This is a genomic window from Caballeronia sp. LZ034LL (genome assembly GCF_031451215.1).
Classification (GTDB): Bacteria; Pseudomonadota; Gammaproteobacteria; order Burkholderiales; family Burkholderiaceae; genus Caballeronia.
The window spans coordinates 724,300-744,992 of the sequence record NZ_JARUXR010000001.1; the positions used below are offsets into that span (position 1 = coordinate 724,300).

General features: G+C 65.8%; 20 protein-coding genes and 1 tRNA gene. 9 read left to right on the forward strand and 12 right to left on the reverse strand.

From position 1 onward, the window contains the following. Window positions 1-23: 23 nt before the first annotated feature. Genes QCE83_RS03345 through QCE83_RS03360 form a run of 4 tightly spaced genes read left to right on the forward strand, consistent with a single transcriptional unit; the run spans window position 24 to window position 4,726 of the window. Window positions 24-800, forward strand: a complete 777-nt coding sequence (locus QCE83_RS03345; RefSeq protein ID WP_309807604.1) for a phosphocholine cytidylyltransferase family protein — start codon at window positions 24-26, stop codon at window positions 798-800. After that, window positions 797-2,503 (forward strand): phosphoenolpyruvate mutase, encoded by a 1,707-nt coding sequence (gene aepX / locus QCE83_RS03350; protein ID WP_309807605.1) that lies wholly within the window; start codon window positions 797-799, stop codon window positions 2,501-2,503. Before QCE83_RS03345 ends, aepX begins: the two co-directional genes overlap by 4 nt. Continuing rightward, window positions 2,496-3,662, forward strand: coding sequence for a phosphonopyruvate decarboxylase (aepY, locus tag QCE83_RS03355; RefSeq protein ID WP_309807606.1), 1,167 nt, complete (start codon window positions 2,496-2,498; stop codon window positions 3,660-3,662). The genes aepX and aepY overlap by 8 nt, the downstream gene beginning before the upstream one ends. Beyond that, complete coding sequence (locus tag QCE83_RS03360; RefSeq protein WP_309807607.1) at window positions 3,662-4,726, forward strand: 2-aminoethylphosphonate aminotransferase; 1,065 nt, start codon at window positions 3,662-3,664, stop codon at window positions 4,724-4,726. The genes aepY and QCE83_RS03360 overlap by 1 nt, the downstream gene beginning before the upstream one ends. Window positions 4,727-4,744: 18 nt before the next feature. Here the strand turns inward: QCE83_RS03360 and QCE83_RS03365 are convergent, their stop codons facing one another. From QCE83_RS03365 to hemN, 9 genes are all read right to left on the reverse strand, one after another. After that, window positions 4,745-5,185, reverse strand: coding sequence for a hypothetical protein (locus QCE83_RS03365; RefSeq protein WP_309807609.1), 441 nt, complete (start codon window positions 5,183-5,185; stop codon window positions 4,745-4,747). A 102-nt stretch (window positions 5,186-5,287) separates the two neighbouring features. Further along, window positions 5,288-6,376, reverse strand: coding sequence for a fimbrial protein (locus QCE83_RS03370; protein ID WP_309807610.1), 1,089 nt, complete (start codon window positions 6,374-6,376; stop codon window positions 5,288-5,290). Window positions 6,377-6,602: 226 nt separating this feature from the next. After that, window positions 6,603-7,931, reverse strand: a complete 1,329-nt coding sequence (guaD, locus tag QCE83_RS03375) for a guanine deaminase (protein ID WP_309807611.1) — start codon at window positions 7,929-7,931, stop codon at window positions 6,603-6,605. A 29-nt stretch (window positions 7,932-7,960) separates the two neighbouring features. Beyond that, window positions 7,961-9,331 carry an NCS2 family permease gene (locus tag QCE83_RS03380; protein ID WP_309807612.1) on the reverse strand — a complete coding sequence of 457 codons (1,371 nt, stop codon included), beginning with the start codon at window positions 9,329-9,331 and terminating at the stop codon, window positions 7,961-7,963. A gap of 4 nt (window positions 9,332-9,335) precedes the next feature. Continuing rightward, on the reverse strand, window positions 9,336-10,358 hold the full coding sequence (locus QCE83_RS03385) for an adenosine deaminase (RefSeq protein ID WP_309807613.1): 1,023 nt from the start codon (window positions 10,356-10,358) through the stop codon (window positions 9,336-9,338). A gap of 37 nt (window positions 10,359-10,395) precedes the next feature. Continuing rightward, the gene (xdhC, locus tag QCE83_RS03390) at window positions 10,396-11,412 is read right to left on the reverse strand and encodes a xanthine dehydrogenase accessory protein XdhC (RefSeq protein WP_309807614.1); all 1,017 of its coding nucleotides are present in this window, start codon (window positions 11,410-11,412) and stop codon (window positions 10,396-10,398) included. 461 nt (window positions 11,413-11,873) lie between these two features. Next, window positions 11,874-12,392, reverse strand: coding sequence for a disulfide bond formation protein B (locus tag QCE83_RS03395; RefSeq protein ID WP_309811433.1), 519 nt, complete (start codon window positions 12,390-12,392; stop codon window positions 11,874-11,876). A 122-nt stretch (window positions 12,393-12,514) separates the two neighbouring features. Beyond that, the gene (locus tag QCE83_RS03400) at window positions 12,515-13,894 is read right to left on the reverse strand and encodes an amidase (protein ID WP_309807616.1); all 1,380 of its coding nucleotides are present in this window, start codon (window positions 13,892-13,894) and stop codon (window positions 12,515-12,517) included. 187 nt (window positions 13,895-14,081) lie between these two features. Beyond that, window positions 14,082-15,464: an oxygen-independent coproporphyrinogen III oxidase gene (gene hemN, locus QCE83_RS03405; RefSeq protein ID WP_309807617.1), complete on the reverse strand. Its 1,383-nt coding sequence runs from the start codon at window positions 15,462-15,464 to the stop codon at window positions 14,082-14,084. 157 nt (window positions 15,465-15,621) lie between these two features. On the opposite strand from hemN, the gene QCE83_RS03410 reads away from it, so the two are divergent. From QCE83_RS03410 to QCE83_RS03420, 3 genes are all read left to right on the forward strand, one after another. Further along, on the forward strand, window positions 15,622-15,918 hold the full coding sequence (locus tag QCE83_RS03410; RefSeq protein WP_309807618.1) for a YkgJ family cysteine cluster protein: 297 nt from the start codon (window positions 15,622-15,624) through the stop codon (window positions 15,916-15,918). A gap of 71 nt (window positions 15,919-15,989) precedes the next feature. Continuing rightward, window positions 15,990-16,580, forward strand: a complete 591-nt coding sequence (locus QCE83_RS03415; RefSeq protein WP_309807619.1) for a DUF1439 domain-containing protein — start codon at window positions 15,990-15,992, stop codon at window positions 16,578-16,580. Between the two features lie 62 nt (window positions 16,581-16,642). After that, window positions 16,643-17,476 carry an undecaprenyl-diphosphate phosphatase gene (locus QCE83_RS03420; RefSeq protein WP_309807620.1) on the forward strand — a complete coding sequence of 278 codons (834 nt, stop codon included), beginning with the start codon at window positions 16,643-16,645 and terminating at the stop codon, window positions 17,474-17,476. Window positions 17,477-17,526: 50 nt separating this feature from the next. Here QCE83_RS03420 and trmB read toward each other — a convergent pair whose 3' ends face one another. From trmB to QCE83_RS03435, 3 genes are all read right to left on the reverse strand, one after another. Beyond that, window positions 17,527-18,270: a tRNA (guanosine(46)-N7)-methyltransferase TrmB gene (gene trmB, locus QCE83_RS03425; protein ID WP_309807621.1), complete on the reverse strand. Its 744-nt coding sequence runs from the start codon at window positions 18,268-18,270 to the stop codon at window positions 17,527-17,529. Between the two features lie 93 nt (window positions 18,271-18,363). Further along, window positions 18,364-18,438, reverse strand: a tRNA-Gly gene (locus tag QCE83_RS03430). A gap of 66 nt (window positions 18,439-18,504) precedes the next feature. Then, the gene (locus QCE83_RS03435) at window positions 18,505-19,065 is read right to left on the reverse strand and encodes a YggT family protein (RefSeq protein WP_309807622.1); all 561 of its coding nucleotides are present in this window, start codon (window positions 19,063-19,065) and stop codon (window positions 18,505-18,507) included. 817 nt (window positions 19,066-19,882) lie between these two features. Between QCE83_RS03435 and QCE83_RS03440 the strand changes: the two genes are divergently transcribed. Further along, a complete protein-coding gene (locus QCE83_RS03440) occupies window positions 19,883-20,044 on the forward strand; it encodes a hypothetical protein (protein ID WP_309807623.1) in 162 nt (53 codons plus the stop codon). A 333-nt stretch (window positions 20,045-20,377) separates the two neighbouring features. Continuing rightward, complete coding sequence (locus QCE83_RS03445; protein ID WP_309807625.1) at window positions 20,378-20,671, forward strand: hypothetical protein; 294 nt, start codon at window positions 20,378-20,380, stop codon at window positions 20,669-20,671. Window positions 20,672-20,693 lie beyond the last annotated feature (22 nt).

The window sequence follows — 20,693 nt, forward strand, 5'->3', positions numbered from 1 at the left end:
CACCCTCGAAGGGAACAACAACCATGCGCGCAATTATTCTTGCGGCCGGGATGGGTCTGCGCCTCGTGCAGCCCGAAGGCCAGCAGAAGCCCAAGTGCTTGCTGCGTTTCGGCGACGCCTCGCTGCTCGAACGCCATCTGCATTTCCTGAAAGCCGCCGGCGTGACTGAAGTGGTCTTCGTGACCGGCTTCAAGAGCGAGCAGATCGAAGCGGAACTCGCGTCGATCGACTGGAAGCCAGCGAGCGAAGTCGTCGTCAACGATGAATTCACGCTCGGCAGCGTGCTGTCCGTGCATACCGCGCGCGAAGCCATGACGCGCGGCGGCGACGTCCTGCTGATGGACGCCGACGTGCTCTACGACGAGCGCATTTTCGCGCCGCTGGTGGCGGGCGCGAGCGTGAACCGCCTGCTGATCGACCGCGACTTCGAAGCCGGCGACGAGCCGGTGAAGCTGTGCGTCGAAAACGGCGTGCCGGTGGAATTGCGCAAGCAGGTGGCGGCGGGCTTGCAGTACGACACGATCGGTGAATCGGTCGGCTTCTTCCGCTTCGACCACGCGACGGCCACGCGCCTCGCCGAGATCTGCGCCGACTACGTCGCGACCGGCCGCGCGAAGCTGCCGCACGAGGAAGCGGTGCGCGACCTGCTGCTGGAACAGTCCCACGTGTTCGACATCGCCGACGTGACCGGCGCACCGTGGATCGAAATCGATTTTCAGAACGACGTGAAGCGCGCGGCCGACGAAGTCCTGCCGCAACTCAACGCGCTGCATCAGTTTGCCGGAGCCTCCCAACAATGAACGCACCTACCCAAATTCCCGTCGGCTATTCGCGCACGCTGCGCCTGCGCGAGATGCTGCAAAGCAACCGCCTCGAATTCCTGATGGAAGCCCACAACGGCATTTCGGCGCGCATCGCGAAGGAAGCCGGCTTCAAGGCGATCTGGGGCTCGGGCCTGTCGATCTCCGCGCAGTTCGGCGTGCGCGACAACAACGAAGCGAGCTGGACCCAGGTGGTCGACAACCTCGAGTTCATGGCGGACGCGAGCGACCTGCCCATCCTGCTCGACGGCGACACCGGCTACGGCAACTTCAACAACGTGCGGCGCCTGGTGAAGAAGCTGGAGCAGCGCGGCATCGCGGGCGTATGCATCGAAGACAAGCAGTTTCCGAAGACCAACAGCTTCATCAATGGCGAAGCGCAGCCGCTCGCCGACATCGATGAATTCTGCGGCAAGATCAAGGCCGGCAAGGATTCGCAGAGCGATCCGAACTTCTCGATCGTCGCGCGTGTGGAAGCGCTGATCGCGGGCTGGGGCATGGAAGAAGCGCTGAAGCGCGCCGAGGCGTATCGCCAGGCGGGCGCGGACGCCATCCTGATCCACAGCAAGCTCTCCAAGCCGGACGAAATCCTCACGTTCGCGCGCGAGTGGGCGGGGCGCGGTCCGCTCGTCATCGTGCCGACGAAGTACTACAGCACGCCGACCGACGCGTTCCGCCAGGCCGGCATCAGCTGCGTGATCTGGGCGAACCATCTGATCCGCGGCGCGGTTTCGGCGATGCAGGCGATCGCGAAGGAAATCCACGACAGCGAGACGCTCGTCAACGTCGAAGACCGCATCGCGGCGGTCAACGAAATTTTCCGTTTGCAGGACGCGGACGAATACTCGGCCGCCGAGAACATCTATCTGAGCGCGGCAAACGAAAAGCGCAGCGCGGTGGTGCTGGCTGCAAGCCGCGGCGCGGGCCTCGAAGCGCTCACCGAAGAACGTCCCAAGGTGATGCTGCCGGTGGCGGGCAAGCCGCTGCTGCGCCATCTGGTCGAAGCGTTCAAGAAGGAGCGCATCAACGACATCACCGTGGTGGGCGGTTATCGCGCCGACGCCATCGAGAAGGGCGGCGTGCGTCTGGTCGTCAACGAGCGGCATGCGTCGACGGGCGAACTCGCGTCGCTGGCGTGCGCCGCTGAGCACTTGAACGGCGACACCGTCATTTCCTACGGCGACCTGCTGTTCCGCAGCTATATCCTGCGCGATCTGGTGGAGTCGGACAGCGACTTCTGCGTGGTCGTCGATTCGTCGCAGGCGCCGCAGGCAGGTGAGTCCGCCACCGACTTCGTGTACTGCTCGACCGGCGACGACCGCGCGCTGTTCGGCCAGAAAGTGTGGCTGGAAAGCGTGGTCGGCGCGGGACAGAACGCGCAGCCGGGCCGCGCGCCGCAGGGCCGCTGGATGGGTCTCATCAACGTGCGCGCGGGCGCCCGGGAGCGCCTGCTCGCCGCGCTCGGCGAACTGCAGCAGCGGCCGGACTTCGACACCCTCGACATGGCCGCGCTGCTCAACGCGCTGCTGGCGGCGGGCCAGAAGATCGAAGTGCAATACGTGCACGGCCACTGGCGCGGTGTGAACGATCTCGACGACTTCCGCCGCGCGGGCGATTTCGCGCACGGCCAGACGCCGATCGGTACGGACGGCCTGGACAGCACGGAGCGCGCGCGTGATTGAGGCCGCCCAGTTCGTCGAGGCCGCGCGCGCACGCGGTTTCGACTGGTATGCGGGCGTGCCGTGCTCGTATCTCACGCCCTTCATCAACTACGTGCTCCAGGACGCGTCGCTGCATTACGTGTCGGCGGCGAACGAAGGCGATGCGGTCGCGCTGATCGCGGGCGTCGCGCTCGGCGGCGGCTCCGGTGAAACGAAGCGCCGCGGCATCGCGATGATGCAGAACTCCGGTCTCGGCAACGCGGTCAGCCCGCTGACGTCGCTCACCTGGACCTTCCGTCTGCCGCAGTTGCTGATCGTCACGTGGCGCGGCCAGCCCGGCGTGCACGACGAGCCTCAGCACGCGCTGATGGGTCCGATCACGCCGCAGATGCTCGACACCATGGAAATCCCATGGGAACTGTTCCCGACGGAAGCAGAGCAGATCGGCCCGGCGCTCGACCGCGCGACCGAGTACATGGACCGCACCGGCCGTCCCTATGCGCTCGTCATGCAGAAGGGCAGTGTCGCGCCGTACGAACTGAAGACGAGCGGTCTCTCGGGCCTGCGCGCCCATGACGCGCCGGCGCAGGTCGCGCGTTTCGCCGGCGAGCGCGTCACGCGCCACGCCGCGCTGCAACGGGTGATCGCGCATACGCCGCAGGACTCGACCGTCGTGCTGGCTTCGACCGGCTTCTGCGGCCGCGAACTCTACGCGATCGACGACCGCGAGAACCAGCTGTATCTGGTCGGCTCGATGGGCTGCGTCACGCCGATGGCGCTCGGTCTCGCGCTGTCGCGGCCGGATCTGACCGTCGTGGCCATCGACGGCGACGGCGCCGCGCTGATGCGCATGGGCGTCTTCGCGACGCTCGGCGCCTATGGGCCGAAGAACCTCGTGCACCTGCTGCTCGACAACGGCGCGCACGAATCGACCGGCGGGCAGGCGACCGTGTCGCGCGGCGTCGATTTCGCGTCGGTCGCGTCGGCATGCGGCTATGCGCTCGCGCTCGACGGCGACGACATCGGCGTGATCGACCGGCTGTTCGACGCGCAAAATGTTGATGGCGCCCGCTTCGCGCGCCTGTCGATCACCACCGGAACGCCCGCCGACCTGCCGCGTCCGAAGGTCACGCCCGAGGACGTGCGCGCCCGCTTGCAACACCACATTGGAGGCCGTTGATGCTTTTGCTGAATCCGGGTCCTGTCACGCTGAGCGAACGCGTGCGCAAGAGCCTGCTGCAAACCGACCTGTGCCATCGCGAGCCGGAATTCTTCGATCTGCAGGATGAGGCGCGCCGTCGTCTCGTCGCTGCCTACGAACTGGATCCGGCCGTATGGAGCGCCGTGCTGATGACGGGCTCGGGCACCGCTGCCGTCGAAAGCATGATCGCGGGGCTTGTGCCGGAAGGCGGGCGGCTGCTGATCGTGGAGAACGGCGTCTACGGCGAACGCATCGCGCAGATCGCGCAGCAATACGGCATCGAGCATGAAGTCGTGAAGCACGAGTGGATGCAGGCGCCGGACATCGGCGCGATCATCCGCCTGCTCGACAGCAAGACCTTCACGAATCTCGCCATCATCCATCACGAGACCACGACTGGCCGTCTCAACGCGCTCGACCAGTTGTCGCGCGCATGTGCCGAGCGCGGTGTCGGCCTGTTGCTGGATGCGGTGAGCAGCTTCGGCGCCGAGGCCATCGATTTCGACGGCGGCGGCATCGCCGCGATCGCCGCGACGGCCAACAAGTGCCTGCACGGCGTGCCGGGCGCAGCCTTCGTCATCGCGCGCCGGACCGCGCTGGCGCAGGCCGCGAGCCGCACGTACTACCTCGGCATCGCGCGCCTCGCCAAGCTCCAGGATCAGCGCAACACGCCGTTCACGCCGTCGGTTCACGCGTACTACGCGTTGGTCGAGGCCCTGCGCGAGTTCGAGGAAGAAGGCGGCTGGCGCGCGCGGCATCAGCGTTACGCGAGGCTCGCGGAGCAGGTCCGCGCAGGGCTGGCGGCGCTCGGCATCGAGAGCGCGCTGACGCCGGAAGAGTCGTCGGTGGTGTTGCGGGCGTACCGGCTGCCACAGGGCGTCACGTACGAAACGCTGCACGACGCGCTGAAGGCCAAGGGCTTCGTGATCTATGCGGGGCAGGGCGGTTTGTCGAAGGAACTGTTCCGCATCTCGACGATGGGCGCGCTCGATACGGCCGACATGGACCGGCTGATCTCGTCCTTCGTGGAACTGTTGCGCTGAGCGCTGCGTTCCCGGCGATTATTGCTTGCAGAAGATCGCCGTGATGAAAGGCGCGACGTGGTGCACCACTGCGTCGCTGCCTGCCTCGCGCACCTTTTGCGCGACTTCCTCGTCGCCGCCCCAGACGACCGCGCCATACGCCGCGTCGCCGATCGGCTCGCCCTTGCCCTGCTTGAAGAGCGGGTCGTCCTTCTGATACGCCACCAGCGCGTAGACCTTGAAGCCATAGGCCGTCAGCGTCGCGCCTTTCACGGCGCGGAAGGCGTTGATCGAGTTCGACTCGATCCGCATCGGCTTCTTCTCCAGCAGATTGTCGTCCTGCAGCGGCGCGATGAAATCGTGCGGCGTCGACTTGCAATCGAGTTGCGCTTCGAGGGCACGCGCATGGGCGAATGCGCTGAACGAGGCCAGCGCCAGCGATAGCGCAAACGGTGTGATGCGGGCGGCGAGCTTCTTCATGGCGGCGCGGGATCGTGACAGGCTGCACTTTAACGAGAATGCAATAAAAGTGCTTGGACTGTCGAGAGCGCGCGTGACCACACGCCTGGTTCAAACGCGCAACTATTGATACGACATGGTGAAGGTCGCCAGGCCGGCGACCTTTCCTGGCGTGATCGGATTCGCAGTGCGGATGTATCGCACGTTCAACGGGATCGTCATCGGGCCGCCGTTCGCCGTGCCGGCCGACCATTGATTGTTGTTGCCGGCCGCGCTGGAATCGGGCCCGTAAGCGATGGGCGTCGTGCCATTGAGGATCTGCATGCCCACGCCGGATGCCGTCGATCCGCTCCCCAGCGTGAGCACGTTCGACGTATTGGACGGCGTGGTGGCATCGGTCAGGGTGAGATTGACCCGCGTGCCGGCCGAGCAGTTCAGCCCGAGCGCGAACGAGGTGTTGCCCGCCACGGCGCCGCTGCCCGAAAGGCTGGACGGTGAAACGGATGGCAGGGTGACGCCCACGGACGGCGTAGTGATGCTGCAGCCGCGAGCGGTGATGGATGTCGCCCCGCTTGGCGTAATGACCCGAAACGCGTAGCGTCCATTCATGCCGACGTAGAAGTATCCGACCACGTTGGGGCTTCCGGGTCCGGTCGGATTCAGACTGAGCACGCCGGCCTTGACGGGCCCTGTCACGACGAGCTTGACCGTGACCATGACCTGCGAAGGAAAGTAATTGGCGCCCGAATTGTTGGGTAGCGACGGACCGTCGATGGCGGTGTCCATCGTGGCGGTTCCGCTGAGGCCGCCGCCCGATATCGACGACGTATATCCGATGCCCGGCACTGAGGTCGAGCCTGTTCGATTCGGCTGAACGGGACCGGTGATGAGTTGCCAGAAAACGGTGCCGCCATTGCCGCAGTTATCGCTATAGGTGGCGCCGGCGGTGTTCGGGATCGGCCCGCTTACGGTGGCGATGACCGTGCCGACCGGCGCGTTGGCGGGAACGCTGATGGTTGCCGGAAAAGAAACGGATGCGTCTGGAAAGGTTGTAGACGGCGCACAGGCATGCGCGCATTCGGCGCCGATGAGCATGCTGAACATGGCAATAATCGCCGCGGCGAACTTGCGCGCCGTCAGGCTATTGGAACGGCCTTGGCCGAGTACGTGGAACAGCCTGAGTAAATCTTCGGTCTCGATAACTGAAAGCACAGGGGGTCTTCCGGCGAAGCAACGCCTTTTTGTGTTCAACAAGAAAGCGCTGCCAGGCAAGCTCGATACAGCCACCCCTTTTGATGCTGCCCGTCAGGCTTCCACGCAGCCCGAATGTTAAGAAACCGAAACGTTGTCCGCCATCGTACTAATCCGAATGATGCGGACGTTGTCAGGAATGCGCGTCGAGGGCCGCCGTTGCGGCAACGATCTGCGTGAAGCCGCTCTACGCAGCCTTGTCGAGGATGACCGTCTTGCGCCCGTCGCGCGCATGCACGCGCTTGCCGGCGGCATGCGTCTCGAAGACCGCGCGGTCGTCGCCGAGCAGCGCGAACGCGAACAGCAACTCCTCGAGCGACTCGGTGCGCGACGTGCGGCGCGCGAGAAGCGGCGTCGCGTTCGGATCGAGCACGACGAAGTCCGCCTCGCTGCCGGGCGCGAGCGTGCCGATCCGGTCGTCGAGTTCGAGCGCCTGCGCCGCGCCGGTCGTCGCGAGCCAGAACATGCGCGTCGCGGTCAGGTGATGGCCGGTCAGGCGCGCGATCTTGTGCGCGGCGCCCATCGTCTGGAGCATCGAGAACGACGTACCGCCGCCGACGTCCGTTGCCATCGCCACCGGCATGTTGGCTGCGCCGGCCTTCTCGAAGTCGAACAGGCCGCTGCCGAGGAACAGGTTCGATGTCGGGCAGTGCGACGCCACCGCGCCGGTCTCCGCCATGCGTTCGCGGTCGCGGTCGTCGAGATGGATGCAGTGGCCATACACCGAACGGCGGCGCAGCAGCCCGTAGTGATCGTAGATGTCGAGATAGCTCCGATGCCCCGGGAACAGGCTCTCGACCCATTTGATCTCGTCGATGTTTTCCGCCACGTGCGTCTGGATGAACACGTCCTGATGCTGCTGCGCCAGCGCGCCGCACGCTTCGAGCTGCGCTTCCGTCGAAGTCGGCGCGAAACGCGGCGTCAGCGCGTATTGCTGACGGCCGCGTCCGTGCCAGCGCGCGATCAGTTCGGCGCTGTCGTCGTAGCCGGACTGCGCGGTGTCGCGCAGGAACTCGGGACAGTTGCGGTCCATCAGCACCTTGCCCGCGACCATGCGCAGGTCGCGCGACTCGCTTTCCGTGAAGAAGGCCTCGGCGGATTGCTTGTGCACCGTGCAGTACACCAGCGCCGTGGTCGTGCCGCAGGCGAGCAGCTCGTCGAGGAAGAAACTCGCCGTCTCGCGTGCGAGCGCCGGATTCTCGAAGCCGCGTTCGGTCGGGAATGTGTAGGTGTTGAGCCAGGGCAACAGGCCCGGCGCCGGCGACGCGATCATGTCCGTCTGCGGATAGTGAATGTGCGAGTCGATGAAACCCGGCACGATCAGTTTGTCGCGCATCGTGTGGACGATCGCGTCGGCGGCCAGCTGGCCGCGCAGCGACGCATACGCGCCCGCCGCGACCACTTTGCCGTCTTCGACGATCAACAGGCCGTCGGCCTCATACACCGCGCCGTCGGCGGCATGCGCGGGATCTTCCCGGAAAGTCAGCAACTGGGCGCGCCAGGCGGTCTGAGTCATGATGCAACGTCTCCGTTTCTGTGAAGGGACTACAACTGCGAAAGCAGAACCAGGGCAAAGGCCGCGATGATCCACATCGCCGGCTTGACTTCCCGCGCGCGGCCCGTCGCTGTCTTCAGCACGACGAACGCGAGGAAGCCGTACGCGACGCCATCCGTGATCGAATAGGTCAGCGGGATCAGGATCATCGCGAGGAAGGCGGGAATGGCTTCGTCGAACCGCTGCCATTCAATCTTCGTGATCGCTTCCATCATGAACACGCCGACGAGCACGAGCGCGGGCGCGGTGGCGATGGCCGGAATCAGCGACAGCAGCGGCGAGAGGAACAGGAACGGCAGGAAGCACAGGCCGGCCACGACCGCTACCAGCCCGGTGCGCCCGCCCGCCGAAATGCCCGCCGCCGATTCGATATACGCGTTCGCCGGACTAGTGCCGAGCGGCGCGGACACGAGCGCCGAGAACGAGTCGACCATCATCGACTGGCGGATGTTGCGCGGATTGCCGTCCTGGTCGTAGAGCTTGCCGGCTTCGGAGATCGCCATGAAGGTGGAGAGCGCGTCGAAGAACGACGTGAACAGCATCACGAAGATGAACGGCCAGTAGATGAGCTTCAGCGATCCCATCAGGTCGAGCTGGCCGATGGCCGAGAAATCCGGCGCGGCGAACAGGCCGTTCCAGTTGACGAGCGTTTTCGTCGCGATGGCGGCGGGCCAGTAGGCGGTGCCGTCGCCCCACCAGCGGCCGATCGGCAGTGCGATGAGCGTCGTGAACACGATGCCCAGCATCAGCGCGCCCGTGACATTGCGCGCGACCAGGATGGTGGTGACCGCGAGCCCGATCAGGAACGTGATGACGACCGGATTCAGCGATGCCGAATGCACGATCGTGACCGGATCGCTCACCACGAACTTCGCGTTGACGAGGCCGATCAGGCTGATGAACAGCCCGATCCCGCACGACACCGCATGCCGCAGGTTGGCCGGAATCGCATCGACGACGAGCTTGCGCGCGTTGAAGGCCGCGAGCACCGCGAAGATCACGCCGGACCAGAACACGCAGCCGAGCGCGGTCTGCCACGGCATCTTGCCGCCGTGCACCATGACGAAGGCGAACAGCGCGTTCATGCCCATGCCGGGCGCGACGAGCACCGGATTGCGCGCATACAGGCCCATCGCGCAGCTGCCGAGGAAGCTGACGATGACGGTCGCCGTGAGCGCCGCCGGAAACGGCACGCCCGCCTGCGAGAGGATGCCCGGATTGACGACGATGATGTACATCGCCGTGAGGAAGGTCGTGATGCCCGCGACGACTTCGGTCTTCACGCGCGAGCCCGCCGCGCGCACGCCGAAGAAGCGTTCGATGGCGGTCATGTCCCGGTTGGACGTTGCGGTCGTGTCCATGGGCTCACTGCTTCCAGTAGGCATCGAGGCGCGCGATCATGTCGGCGCGCTGCGCATCCGTCACGAACGACGCTTCCAGGCTGTTGCGCAGCAGCGTGTAGACCTCGTGATCGTCGAGCTTCAGTGCATCGACAATCGCGAAGTAGTTCGCGTTGACGTAGCCGCCGAAGTACGCGGGATCGTCGGAATTGATCATCACGGCGACGCCCTGATCGAGCAGGTCCTTCAGCGTGTGCCTGGTCATGTCGTCGAACACGCACAGCTTGAGGTTCGACAGCGGACACACGGTCAGCGCAATGCGCGCATCCGCGAGACGGGCGACCAATGCCGCGTCCTCGATGCTGCGCACGCCGTGATCGACGCGGTCCACTTTCAGCAGATCGAGCGCCTCGTAGACGTAGGACGGCGGACCTTCCTCGCCCGCGTGCGCGACGAGTTTCAGGCCGCGCTCGCGCGCCTTGGCGAACACGCGCTCGAACTTCGACGGCGGATGACCGCGTTCCGATGAATCGAGTCCCACGCCGATCAGCCGGTGCGCGTACCGGTCGAACAGCGGCAGCGCGCTTTCATACGTGGCGAGCGCATCTTCTTCGGGCAGATGGCGCAGGAAACACAGGATCAGCTTCGAGGTGAGGCCGCGCTTCTCGGCATCGGCGAGCGCGCGCTCAATGCCGGCCACCACCGTTTCGATCGGCACGCCGCGTTCGGTGTGCGTCTGCGGATCGAAGAAGATCTCCGTGTGCGTGACGTGATCGGCCAGCGCGCGTTCGACATAGGCGGCCGTCATGTCGTAGAAGTCCTGCTCGTGCAGCAGCACGCTCGCGCCGGCGTAGTAGATGTCGAGGAACGATTGCAGGTCGGTGAAGGCGTAGGCGGCGCGCAGTGCGTCGATGGAGTCGTACGCGAGCGGCACGCCGTTGCGCTGCGCGAGCGCGAAGATCAGCTCGGGTTCGAGCGAGCCTTCGATGTGGATATGCAGCTCGGCCTTGGGCGCGTGCGCGATCTTGTCGGCGAATGTGGGATTCATGGGCTGTTATGGGTTGGGGCTTGTCTTGCGTCCGGGCTCAGACGCTCTGTTGCGACGACGCACGCGCCTGCGTGTTGGCTTCGACCGCTTGCAGCAGCTGGGCGGCTGCTGCGACCGCGATCACCTCGGGCGCCTTGTCGACGATGCCGTCGATGCCGATCGGACACACCATCCGCGCAATGCGCGCCGGGTCGATGCCGCGCGCCACGAGCCGGTGCTCGAACTGCTTCTTCTTCGTGAACGAGCCGATCATGCCGAAGAACGCGAAGTCGCCGCGCCGCAGGATGCACTCCGCCAGCGCCAGATCCACCGTGTGGTTGTGCGTCATCACGAGGTAGTACGCGTTGGCCGGTGCGCGGTCGATGGCTTCGTCGGGGGCGTCGTTTGGCTCGATCGTCACGTTGTCCGGCACGAACTGCGGCGCGGGAAACGCGGCGTCGCGCTCGTCGACCCAGGTCACGTGGCAGGGCAAGGTGGCGAGCACGCGCACGAGCGCCGCGCCCACATGCCCCGCGCCGAACAGCACGACCTGGAAGTCGCGCGGCGCGATGGTCTCGGTCAGCAGCGGTCCGCTCTCGGCGAAACCGGCGCCGTCCCACAGCAGGCAGTCGGCGTCGGCGTCGGCCGCTTCGGGATCGGACAGCATGACGGCATCGGGCTGCGGCGCGAACGAAATGCTGCGCACCGTCGAGAGACCTTGCGCGGTGCGCTTCGCGAGCGTGGTCACCCAGTTCAGGTCGGCGACGTCGAGCCGCTCGAAAGCCAGCACCACCGCGCCGCCGCAGCACTGGCCGAGACTCGGCCCGAGCGCGAAGCGTTCGAGCCGGCGCATGTGCGGACGGCGCATGCCTTCCTTCAGGACTTGCCGGGCGGTCTCGATGGCCTTCCATTCGAGATGACCGCCGCCGATGGTGTAGCGCGCATCCTCGCGCGTGACGATCATCTTCGTGCCTGGCTCGCGCGGCGCGGAGCCTTCGACACGCGCGACCGTCACGAGCACGACGGCATCGCCGTGCGCGAGCAGGTGTTGCAGGTCGTTGAGCCAAACTTGCATCGATGGAGCTCCGGGAAAGGTGTCAGGGTGGCGTGAGGGTGAATCGTCGCAATCCGTAGTTTATCGGGATGGCTCGATGCGCCCACGCGCACGCGGAGACTGCCGGGTGCCGGACGTGCAAGGGCCGGGTGGATGCCGTGCGTGAAAAGACGTGACAGGGGATGCGGATGGTGTGCTTTGTCATGATCAGAAAGACATTGCGGACCCGGCGCGCGTTACGCGGTTGTCGTTCGTTTCGGGGCTGACCGGAAAAAACACGGCTTGCCGGGGCAGAACGGACTGCGCGCACGTAGATCGCCATCCAGACCCGACCTTAGCATCGCAATATCAAAAAAATATTGCCGGCCCCGTATCAAGGGTATGCGGTCGGACTGATGCGTGGCGGAAAAAACGGAGTGGAGCGGGGAGACGGGCGGCGCGAATGCCCCGCCCGGGACAACGAACGGCGGTGGCGGCAGGAATTACCGCGCGGTCGCGCGCAGCTTGCGCTTGAACCGCAGGCTCGCCAGCACCAGCACGAAGATGATCGCGAAGGCGATCAGCGACCATTGCGGCAGCGAGAGGCCGAGGATCGGCGGATACGGGGTTTCGCACAGGCCCGCGACCTTGAACACCTGCGGCAGCCACTGCGCGGGCGGCAGGCTGTCGACGACCGGTTGCAGCGCGTCGAAACCGCAGCTGAAGCCCGGATGCGATTGCACATACACATGCCGCGCGGCCGTGGCGAGCCCGCCGAGCGCCGACAGCGCGACCAGCGTCTCCAGCAGCGCGATGCCGCGCCAGTTGTTGAAGCCCGCGCCGAGGAACGCGAAGACGGCGATCAGCACGAAGAAATAGCGCTGGATGATGCACAGTGGGCAAGGATCCTCGCCGTGATAGAACTGCAGATACAGCGCGCCGCCGACCAGCCCGAGACTGACGAGCCCCAGCAGCACCAGCAGGCGCCGCTCACGCCGCATGACGCGGTCGCCCTGATGCATCGAGAAGTGATGTAAAGAGTTGTTCATTGTTCCGCAACGATTCGAGAAGGAAGTGCCTGAGTTGCGCCGCTTGACGGTGAATTCTAGCGCGAACGCCGCACCCGCGACGACGCGCCGCCGCTTCAGCGCGTCGTGTCGAGTACGGCTTCGACTGCGCGCCCGATGGACAGCAACGCGTCGTCGGCGTTCGGCGCGCCAGCCAGCATCAGGCCGACGGGCGCGTCGCCGCGCGGGTGACACGGCAGCGACAGGCCGCAGGCATCGAGGAAATTGAAGGTGGTCGGATTGCGCAGGATGAGCGCGTTGGTCCGCGTGAAGAGGTCGTCGTCGGCGTCCAGGTCGGCAATGCGCGGCGGCAGCACCGGCACGGTCGGGCAGATGATGGCGTCGAAACGCTGCCAGAGCGTCGTGCGCGCTTCCTCGATCATCGCGGCGCGGGCCTCGCACAGGTCGATGTAATCGGCGGCGCTTGCCGCTTCGGCGCGCTTCAGGCGGGCCAGCACGCGCGGATCGTAATCCGCGCCGCGTTCGGCCATCAGCTTCCGGTGCCAGGCAAAGGCTTCGATCGCGACCAGCGGATAACGGTTGATCTCCGGCAGCCGGTCGAGCGGCGCGAAACGCACGTCTTCGACCACCGCGCCCGCCGCCGCCAGATGATCGATGGCCGCGGCGACCGCGCCGGCGACCGGCGCCTCGACGCCGTCCGTCACGTAGTTCGTCAGCACGCCGAGGCGCACGCCATCGAGCGGACGGGCGGCGGGCACGCCGGGCTCGCGGCCCGCGAGAATGCGGTCCACCAGCGCGCAGCAGGCCACCGAGACGCCGATCGGTCCGAACGAATCGAGTGTGCGGGAGAGCGGAATGCCGCCTTGCTTCGGGATGCGGCTGGCGGTGGGCTTGAAGCCGGTGATGCCGCACAGCGCCGACGGAATGCGGATCGAGCCGCCGGTGTCGGTGCCGAGCGCGACGGCCGCCATGCCGTCCGCGACCGAGGCCGCCGCCCCCGACGACGAGCCGCCCGCGATGCGCGCATCGCCCGGCACGTCGGCGCGCCACGGCGAATGCGGCGTGCCGTAGTGCGGGTTGAGCCCGAGGCCCGAGAACGCGAACTCGCTCATGTTGGTGCGGCCGATCAGCACCGCGCCCGCGCGGCGCAGGCGGGCGACCGCCACGGCGTCGGCGCGGGCGGGCGCGGCGTCGTTCAGCGCGGTCGAGCCGGCGCGCGTCACCTGGCCTTCGATATCGAAGAGATCCTTGATGGACACCGGAATGCCGGCCAGCGGCGACAGCACGGTGCCGGCGCGGCGCAGCGCGTCGTGGGCGTCGGCGGCGGCGCGGGCCTGGGCGGCATCGACGTGCAGGAAGACGGTCGAGCCCTGGCCCGCGGGATCGGCGATCCGTTCCAGGGCCGTCTCGACCAGCGCGCGGCTGGTCGTGCGGCCGGCGTGGAGATCGGCGGCGAGTTGGGCGAGCGGAGCGAACTGGGGCGAAGGGCTGGGCATGAGGTGGCGGCGGCAGGGCCGTTCGCGATGCGCCTTCGACCGGCCCGGCGCTTCGCATCGGCGTGAATGGACGGGCGCGGAGTCTTGCTTGCAGTGCCTGCGGCTCCGGCGCCCGGAGTGGCTGTCATTCTAAGCCAGCAAGGTAAGAAATACGCGTCCTCGAGCCTCGCCGCCGCCCGTCTTTCCTTCAGAGCGTGCGCGAGAAGCGCTGCGCGCCGGTCTGTCCCAGATAACGGTCGAATACCGACGCGACATTGCGCACCAGCATGCGTCCCGCGGGCAGGACCCGAAGCGCGTCGCGCGAGAGTTCGATGAGACCGTCGTCGGCCATCGGCGCGAGGCGTTCGAGTTCGTCCGCGAAGACCGCCGGAAACTCGATGCCATGCGCCTGCGCGACGTCATCGAAACGCAGCTCGCCGCCGCACATGACGCGCATGATGAGGTCGCGGCGCAGTTGATCGTCGGGCGAGAGGCGCACGCCGCGCGCGATCGCAAGCGTGCCCGCATCGATCGCCGTTGCGTAGTCGGCGAGCGTGCGCGCGTTCTGCGCATAGACGTCGCCGACCTTGCCGATCGACGAAGCGCCGATGCCGATCAGATCGCAATCCGCCTGCGTGCTGTAGCCCTGGAAGTTGCGCTGGAGCGTGCCCGCCGCGTGCGCGCGGGCGAGTTCGTCGTCCGGCAGCGCGAAGTGATCCATGCCGATGTACACATAGCCCGCCTCGCTCATGCGCGCGATCACGCGTTCGAGGATCGCGAGGCGCACGGCCGGCGACGGCAGCGCGCTGGCGTCAATGCGCCGCTGCATCTTGAAGAGGTCCGGCAGGTGCGCGTAGCCGAACACGCTGACGCGATCCGGCCGCATCGCGATGAGGGCGTCGAGCGTGCGCGAAAAGCTCTCGACGCTCTGATGCGGCAGGCCGTAGATGAGATCGGCGCTGACCGAGCGGAAGCCGTGCCGGCGGGCGGCATCGAGCACACGCTCGGTCAGCGCGCGCGGCTGGATGCGGTTGACGGCGCGCTGCACGCGTTCGTCGAAGTCCTGCACGCCGAGGCTCATGCGGTTGAAGCCGAGTTCGCGCAGCAGCGCGACCGTGTCCGCCGAGGCCTCGCGCGGATCGATTTCGATCGAATATTCCGCGCGCTCGTCGGGCACGAGATTGAAGTGCGCGCGCGTGGCGGCCATCAGTTCGGCCATCTCGTCGTGCGCGAGGAAAGTCGGCGTGCCGCCGCCCCAGTGAAGCTGCGTGACGGGGCGCGCGGGATCGAACAATGCCGCTTGCAGCGCCAGTTCGCGCTTCAGGCGGTCGAGGTAGGGCCGGGCATGCGCGCGGTTCTTCGTCGCGACCTTGTTGCAGCCGCAGTAGAAGCAGACGGTGTCGCAGAACGGGATGTGCAGGTACAGCGACAGCGCTTCGTGCGGCTGGCCGCGGCGGGCGGCCGCGTGGTAGTGCGCGGGGTCGAAGGTGTCGGTGAACTGCACGGCGGTTGGATACGACGTGTAGCGCGGCCCGCGAGCGTCGTAGCGGGCGAGCAGGTCGGGGCGGAAGAACGGAACGGCGGATGTCATGGCGGGCCTCTGGAATCCGTTCGAGTGTAGGGCGGCGTCGGGCGCCGGACGTGCGCGCCAGGGTCGCAGAACGGCACGCCCGGTTTGACGAAGCGCAAGACAAGGCGTGGGACAATGCGGCTTTCGCGTTTTCGTGTTCCCGCGTTTCCTTATCGCCATGTCGATCGACTCTTCGCCTCACGCGTGCCGCGAGGGCTGCGGTGCGTGCTGCATCGCGCCTTCCATTTCCAGCCCGATTCCGGGCATGCCGCAAGGCAAGCGTGCGGGCGAGCGCTGCGTGCAGCTCGGCGATGACCTGCGCTGCGCCATCTTCGGCGATCCGCGCAGGCCGTCGTGCTGCAGCGGCTTGCAGCCTTCGGCGGAGATGTGCGGCGAGTCGCGCGAATTTGCACTTCGGTGGATCGAAACGCTCGAACGGGATACGCAGCCCCGCGCGACGCAACTGTCCCGCTGATCGATGGTCCAAAATCTGCACCGCGCCATCCGGCGCAACGCATCGAAGAACCCAGCACTGGAGGAATACGCATGACGCACACCGTCGCGCCGCTGCGGCGCCGGTTCGTGCTGGCAGCGCTGTCGCTGCCCACGCTCGCTCTCACATCGACCGCCCGCGCGGCGTCGAACTCCATCTTCCCGTTCATTCCGGATCACTACACATTTTCGACGCAGCAGGTCCAGGAAGCCGTAGCCCGCAAGTTCCCGCTGCAACGCACGGCCTCGCAGATTTTCGATGTCGTGCTGAGCAATCCGGTCGTCGGCATGGCGCCGGATCGCAATCGCGTGACGGTGCGCGTCGATGCGCGTCTCGCGACGCCCTTCATGCCCAATCCCGTGGCCGGCACGTTCACGCTGTCCACACAACTGGCCTACGATGCCCCCAGCCGTTCGGTGATTCTCGTCGCGCCATCCGTTGACGATGCGCAGTTCACGGGTGACGCCGGGCAGTACAACCAACAGATTGCATCGGTCGGTGCGCAGCTCGCGGCCCAGCTGCTCGACCGCTATCCGATCCACACCTTCAAGCCGGAAGAACTCCAGTTCGCCGGAGTGTCTTACGAACCCGGTACAATCACAGTCCTTACAAACGGCATACGTGCGCAGATCGTCGAGAAGTAAGCCGACATCCGCCTGTACGGTGCTTGACAAACAACAGCTGTATCGGCGAACAAGGGCTGCGGATGGACTGGATACTGATGATGAAGGCGCTCGTTCTGGGCGTCGTGGAAGGCTTGACCGAATTCCTGCCGGTTTCAAGCACGGGGCATCTGATCGTTGCTGGCAGTCTGCTGAATTTCACCGACGCGCAATCGAAGACCTTTGACGTCGTCATCCAGTTCGGCGCGATTCTCGCCATCTGCTGGGAATATCGCGCGAAGATCGGCTCGGTCGTGATCGGGCTGCCGAGTCGCCCCGATGCGCGGCGCTTCACGCTCAACGTCATCATCGCGACCGTTCCGGCCATCGTGCTGGGCTTGCTGCTGGAAAAGCACATCAAGGCGGTGCTGTTCTCGCCGGTGCCGGTGTCGGTGGCGCTGATCGTGGGCGGCATCGTGATTCTCTGGGCCGAATCGCGCCAGCGGGAACGCGCCGTGGCGCCGCGTGTGACCTCGGTCGACGAACTCGCCTATGCCGATGCGCTCAAGGTCGGTCTCGCCCAGTGCTTCGCGCTGATCCCCGGCACGTCGCGTTCGGGGGCGACGATCATCGGCGGCATGCTGTTCGGTCTCGAACGGCGCGTCGCCACGGAATTCTCGTTCTTCCTCGCCATCCCGATCATCTTCGGTGCGACGCTCTATGAGATGGCCAAGTACTGGCGCACGCTGACCGTCGGCGATATCGGCTTGTTCGCGATCGGGCTCGTGGCGGCGTTCATCAGCGCGTTCGTGTGCGTGCGCTGGCTGCTGCGCTATGTCGCCTCGCACGACTTCACGGCGTTCGCGTGGTACCGCATCGGCTTCGGATTGCTGATCCTGATCGTGGGCTACAGCGGCGGGCTGAGCTGGGCCGACTGAATCCCGTCGCGCGATAAAAAAAGCCACGGCATGCCGTGGCTTTTTTGCGTTCAACGACGCCGGAACATCAGGTCCCACACGCCGTGTCCAAGGCGCAGTCCGCGCCGCTCGAACTTCGTGACCGGGCGGAAGTCCGGACGCGGCGCGTAGCCGTCGGCGGTGTTCTCGAGCGCGGGTTCCGCCGAAAGGACTTCGAGCATCTGTTCCGCGTAGTTCTGCCAGTCGGTCGCGAGATGCAGATAGCCGCCCGGCTTCATGCGCGAGACAAGCAGCGCGACGAACTTCGGCTGGATCAGGCGGCGCTTGTGGTGACGCGCCTTGTGCCACGGATCGGGGAAATAGATGTGCACGCCGTCGAGGCTGTCCGGCGCGATCATGTGCTCGAGCACTTCCACGGCGTCGTGCTGCAGGATGCGGATGTTGCCGAGTCCTTGCTCGCCGATCAGCTTGAGCAGCGCGCCGACGCCCGGCTCGTGCACTTCCACGCCGATGAAGTCATCGCCGGGACGCACGGCTGCGATCTCCGCTGTCGTCGCGCCCATGCCGAAACCGATCTCCAGCACGCGCGGCGCCTCGCGGCCGAAGAGGGCGTTCCAGTCCGCCGCTTGCGGCGCGTAGGGCACGACGTAGCGCGGACCGAGTTCGTCGAGCGCGCGCTGCTGTCCTATCGATACGCGGCCCGCCCGCGTGACGAAACTGCGGATGCGCCGGTGCCGGAGCGTCGAGGGATCGTCGGCGGAGGCGGGAAGGTCGGGGGCGCCGTCGGCGGCTTCGTTCTCGGGATCTTGATTCATGACGAGGCAATGCTGGAAATCAAAAAGCCGCCCGAGTGTGACACTGGAGGCGGCTTTTGCCGGGTGTTCTGATGTGGTTGGTGCTGAGAAACCTGGAGCGGGCGATGGGAATCGAACCCACGTCTGTAGCTTGGGAAGCTACGGTAATGGCCATTATACGACGCCCGCTTGAGCCGGAGCTTGAGCACGCAATTGTAAGCGCAACGCCTTCGCAGGCGCAATTGCGCGCGCCGCTCAGATCCCGAACAGCGTCATCGATACCGCCACGCGCGTCACCACCATCAACAGCACCTGCACGATGACGAACAGCAGGATCGGCGAAAGGTCGATGCCGCCGAGCCGCGGCAGGATGCGCCGCAGCGGGTCGAGGAACGGCGCGGTGATCTGGAAGAGCAGCGGCATGGCCGGCGATTGCGGGTTGAGCCACGACAGCAGCGCCATCAGGATCGTCATCCAGATGATGAGGTTCAGCGCCCACTTGATGACGGTCAGCACGGCGACGAGCGCGAGCATCGGCAGCATGAGCGTCGGGTCGACGCCGGCGAGCACGACCATCAACATGACATAGACAGCGGCGGCGATCAGCGCCGCGAGAATGCTGGCCCAGTCGATCTTGCCGCCCGGCAGGATCTTGCGCAGCGGCAGCACGATCCAGTTGGTGGCCTGCATCACGGCATTGGAAACCGGGTTGTAGGGCGGCATGCGCACGACCTGCATCCATGCGCGCAGCAGCAGCGCCGCGCCGAACAGGGTGAAAACGGTGCTGAGCAGAAAACGGGCGATCTCGCCGAACATCTCGGGTCCTCTTGTTTGCGTGTGCAGCGTGGCGGCTGCGTCGGGTCGACTGAAAGAAGCTTGAAACGAACGATGCCAGGGACTAGCGATGGCGCCCGCATCTCCGTGCGCGGCGGGCACAGGCGCCGGCTGCGGCAGCGGGGCGCACGCTCGCGCGGCGCGATTCGGGATGCTTGACCTTGATCATTGTTCGTTCTCGGGACGGGAGTGTTTTACCAGGCTGTCGCGAGCCGCCATCGTCCGACGCGGCGCGCGACGAGTCTCACTACTCGCCAGCTCCCGCTGGGCGGACCCAGAAACATCGCGACTTCCTGTTCATGGCGACTTGATTTCCCCGCCCACCGGGCCTGCTCGGTGGGGCGCCGGTCGTCACCTTAACACGGCTGCCGTCCCGATTGGGGACGGCCAAGCGCCTGCGCCGGCGACGACATTGTCATTTCATCGGCAGTCGAATGAAAGCAAGTCGTAAATTTCTTATTTGCGGCTGATTTGCCCGCGTGTTGCGGTTTCGACACGCGGGTCGACAGCGCGCGTCACGCAATGCTGGCAGGATAGACTGCATAAAGTGAAACGGACGCGGAGCGGTGCGTCCGATGTTCGACGGCCCATAGTGCAATGCACATTTGCGGGCCAGAACGGCATGGATTCTGCTGAATGTGGTCAAGCCCACGTGGTTGCCGGTGTTGAGTTCCCTGGCGTACGAAGTGAGCGAGGACATCGCGAAATACTAAAGAGAAGAAGGATTCGACCGAAGAGGCAGGCGCAACCGGCCTTCAACCTCTTCCACAGGTTTCATTCGCTACGTTCGGAGGTTGCCATGAGCATTTTTTCGTACCGGAAGCATCTGCGTTTCCTGAGCCAGACCCAGCGCCGCTGCTGGTGGGATCAGAAGAAGCGCCTGACGCCCCGTGTCGTCATCAGCGGCGCCTATGTGCCGCCCAATGTCACGCGCGAGTTCGCTTATGTGAAGGTGGGTTGAGCGCGCCACGACCGACGCTTTTGCGACCGCACATCGAAGCCCCGTCGACGACGTTCGACGGGGCTTTTTCGTTGATTTGTAATCAGACGTTACGCATTCTTTCCGCGCCGCGGTTGCGCGTCTTCGCGTGTGCGTCGGGAACCGCTTCGGTGGGCGATTTCACCCGATCGGCCAATTCGCGCGCAACTTCAGCCTTCGAATCAGCGTTAAGGAACTTGCAATTTGCAACAAATGGTCTCAGCGATAAATGTGCATTTTCGTTAAATTCGTTTCATACCGTCGCTCATGTTCCGCGCAAGCCGGAAACAATGCGAAGCGGCGAGGAGAACGAAAGTGAAAAAGCTCGGTAGTGTGTTGGTGGCCGGCGCGCTCGGCGTCGGCTTCATGAGTGCGGCTCACGCGCATGTGTCGATTGGCGTCGGCATCGGGGTGCCGGCCTATCCGGTTTATGCCGCGCCGCCCGCGCCGGTGTATGTGGCGCCGCCGCCGCCGGTCTATGTCGCGCCGCCGCCGGTGGTCTATGCGCCGCCGCCCCCGGTGGTCTATGGCGGTTACGGCTATTACGGCCGGCCGTATTACCGGCACCATGGTTACTACCGGCACGGTCCGGGCTACTACCGTTATTGAGCCAGCCCGACCACCAGCCTGA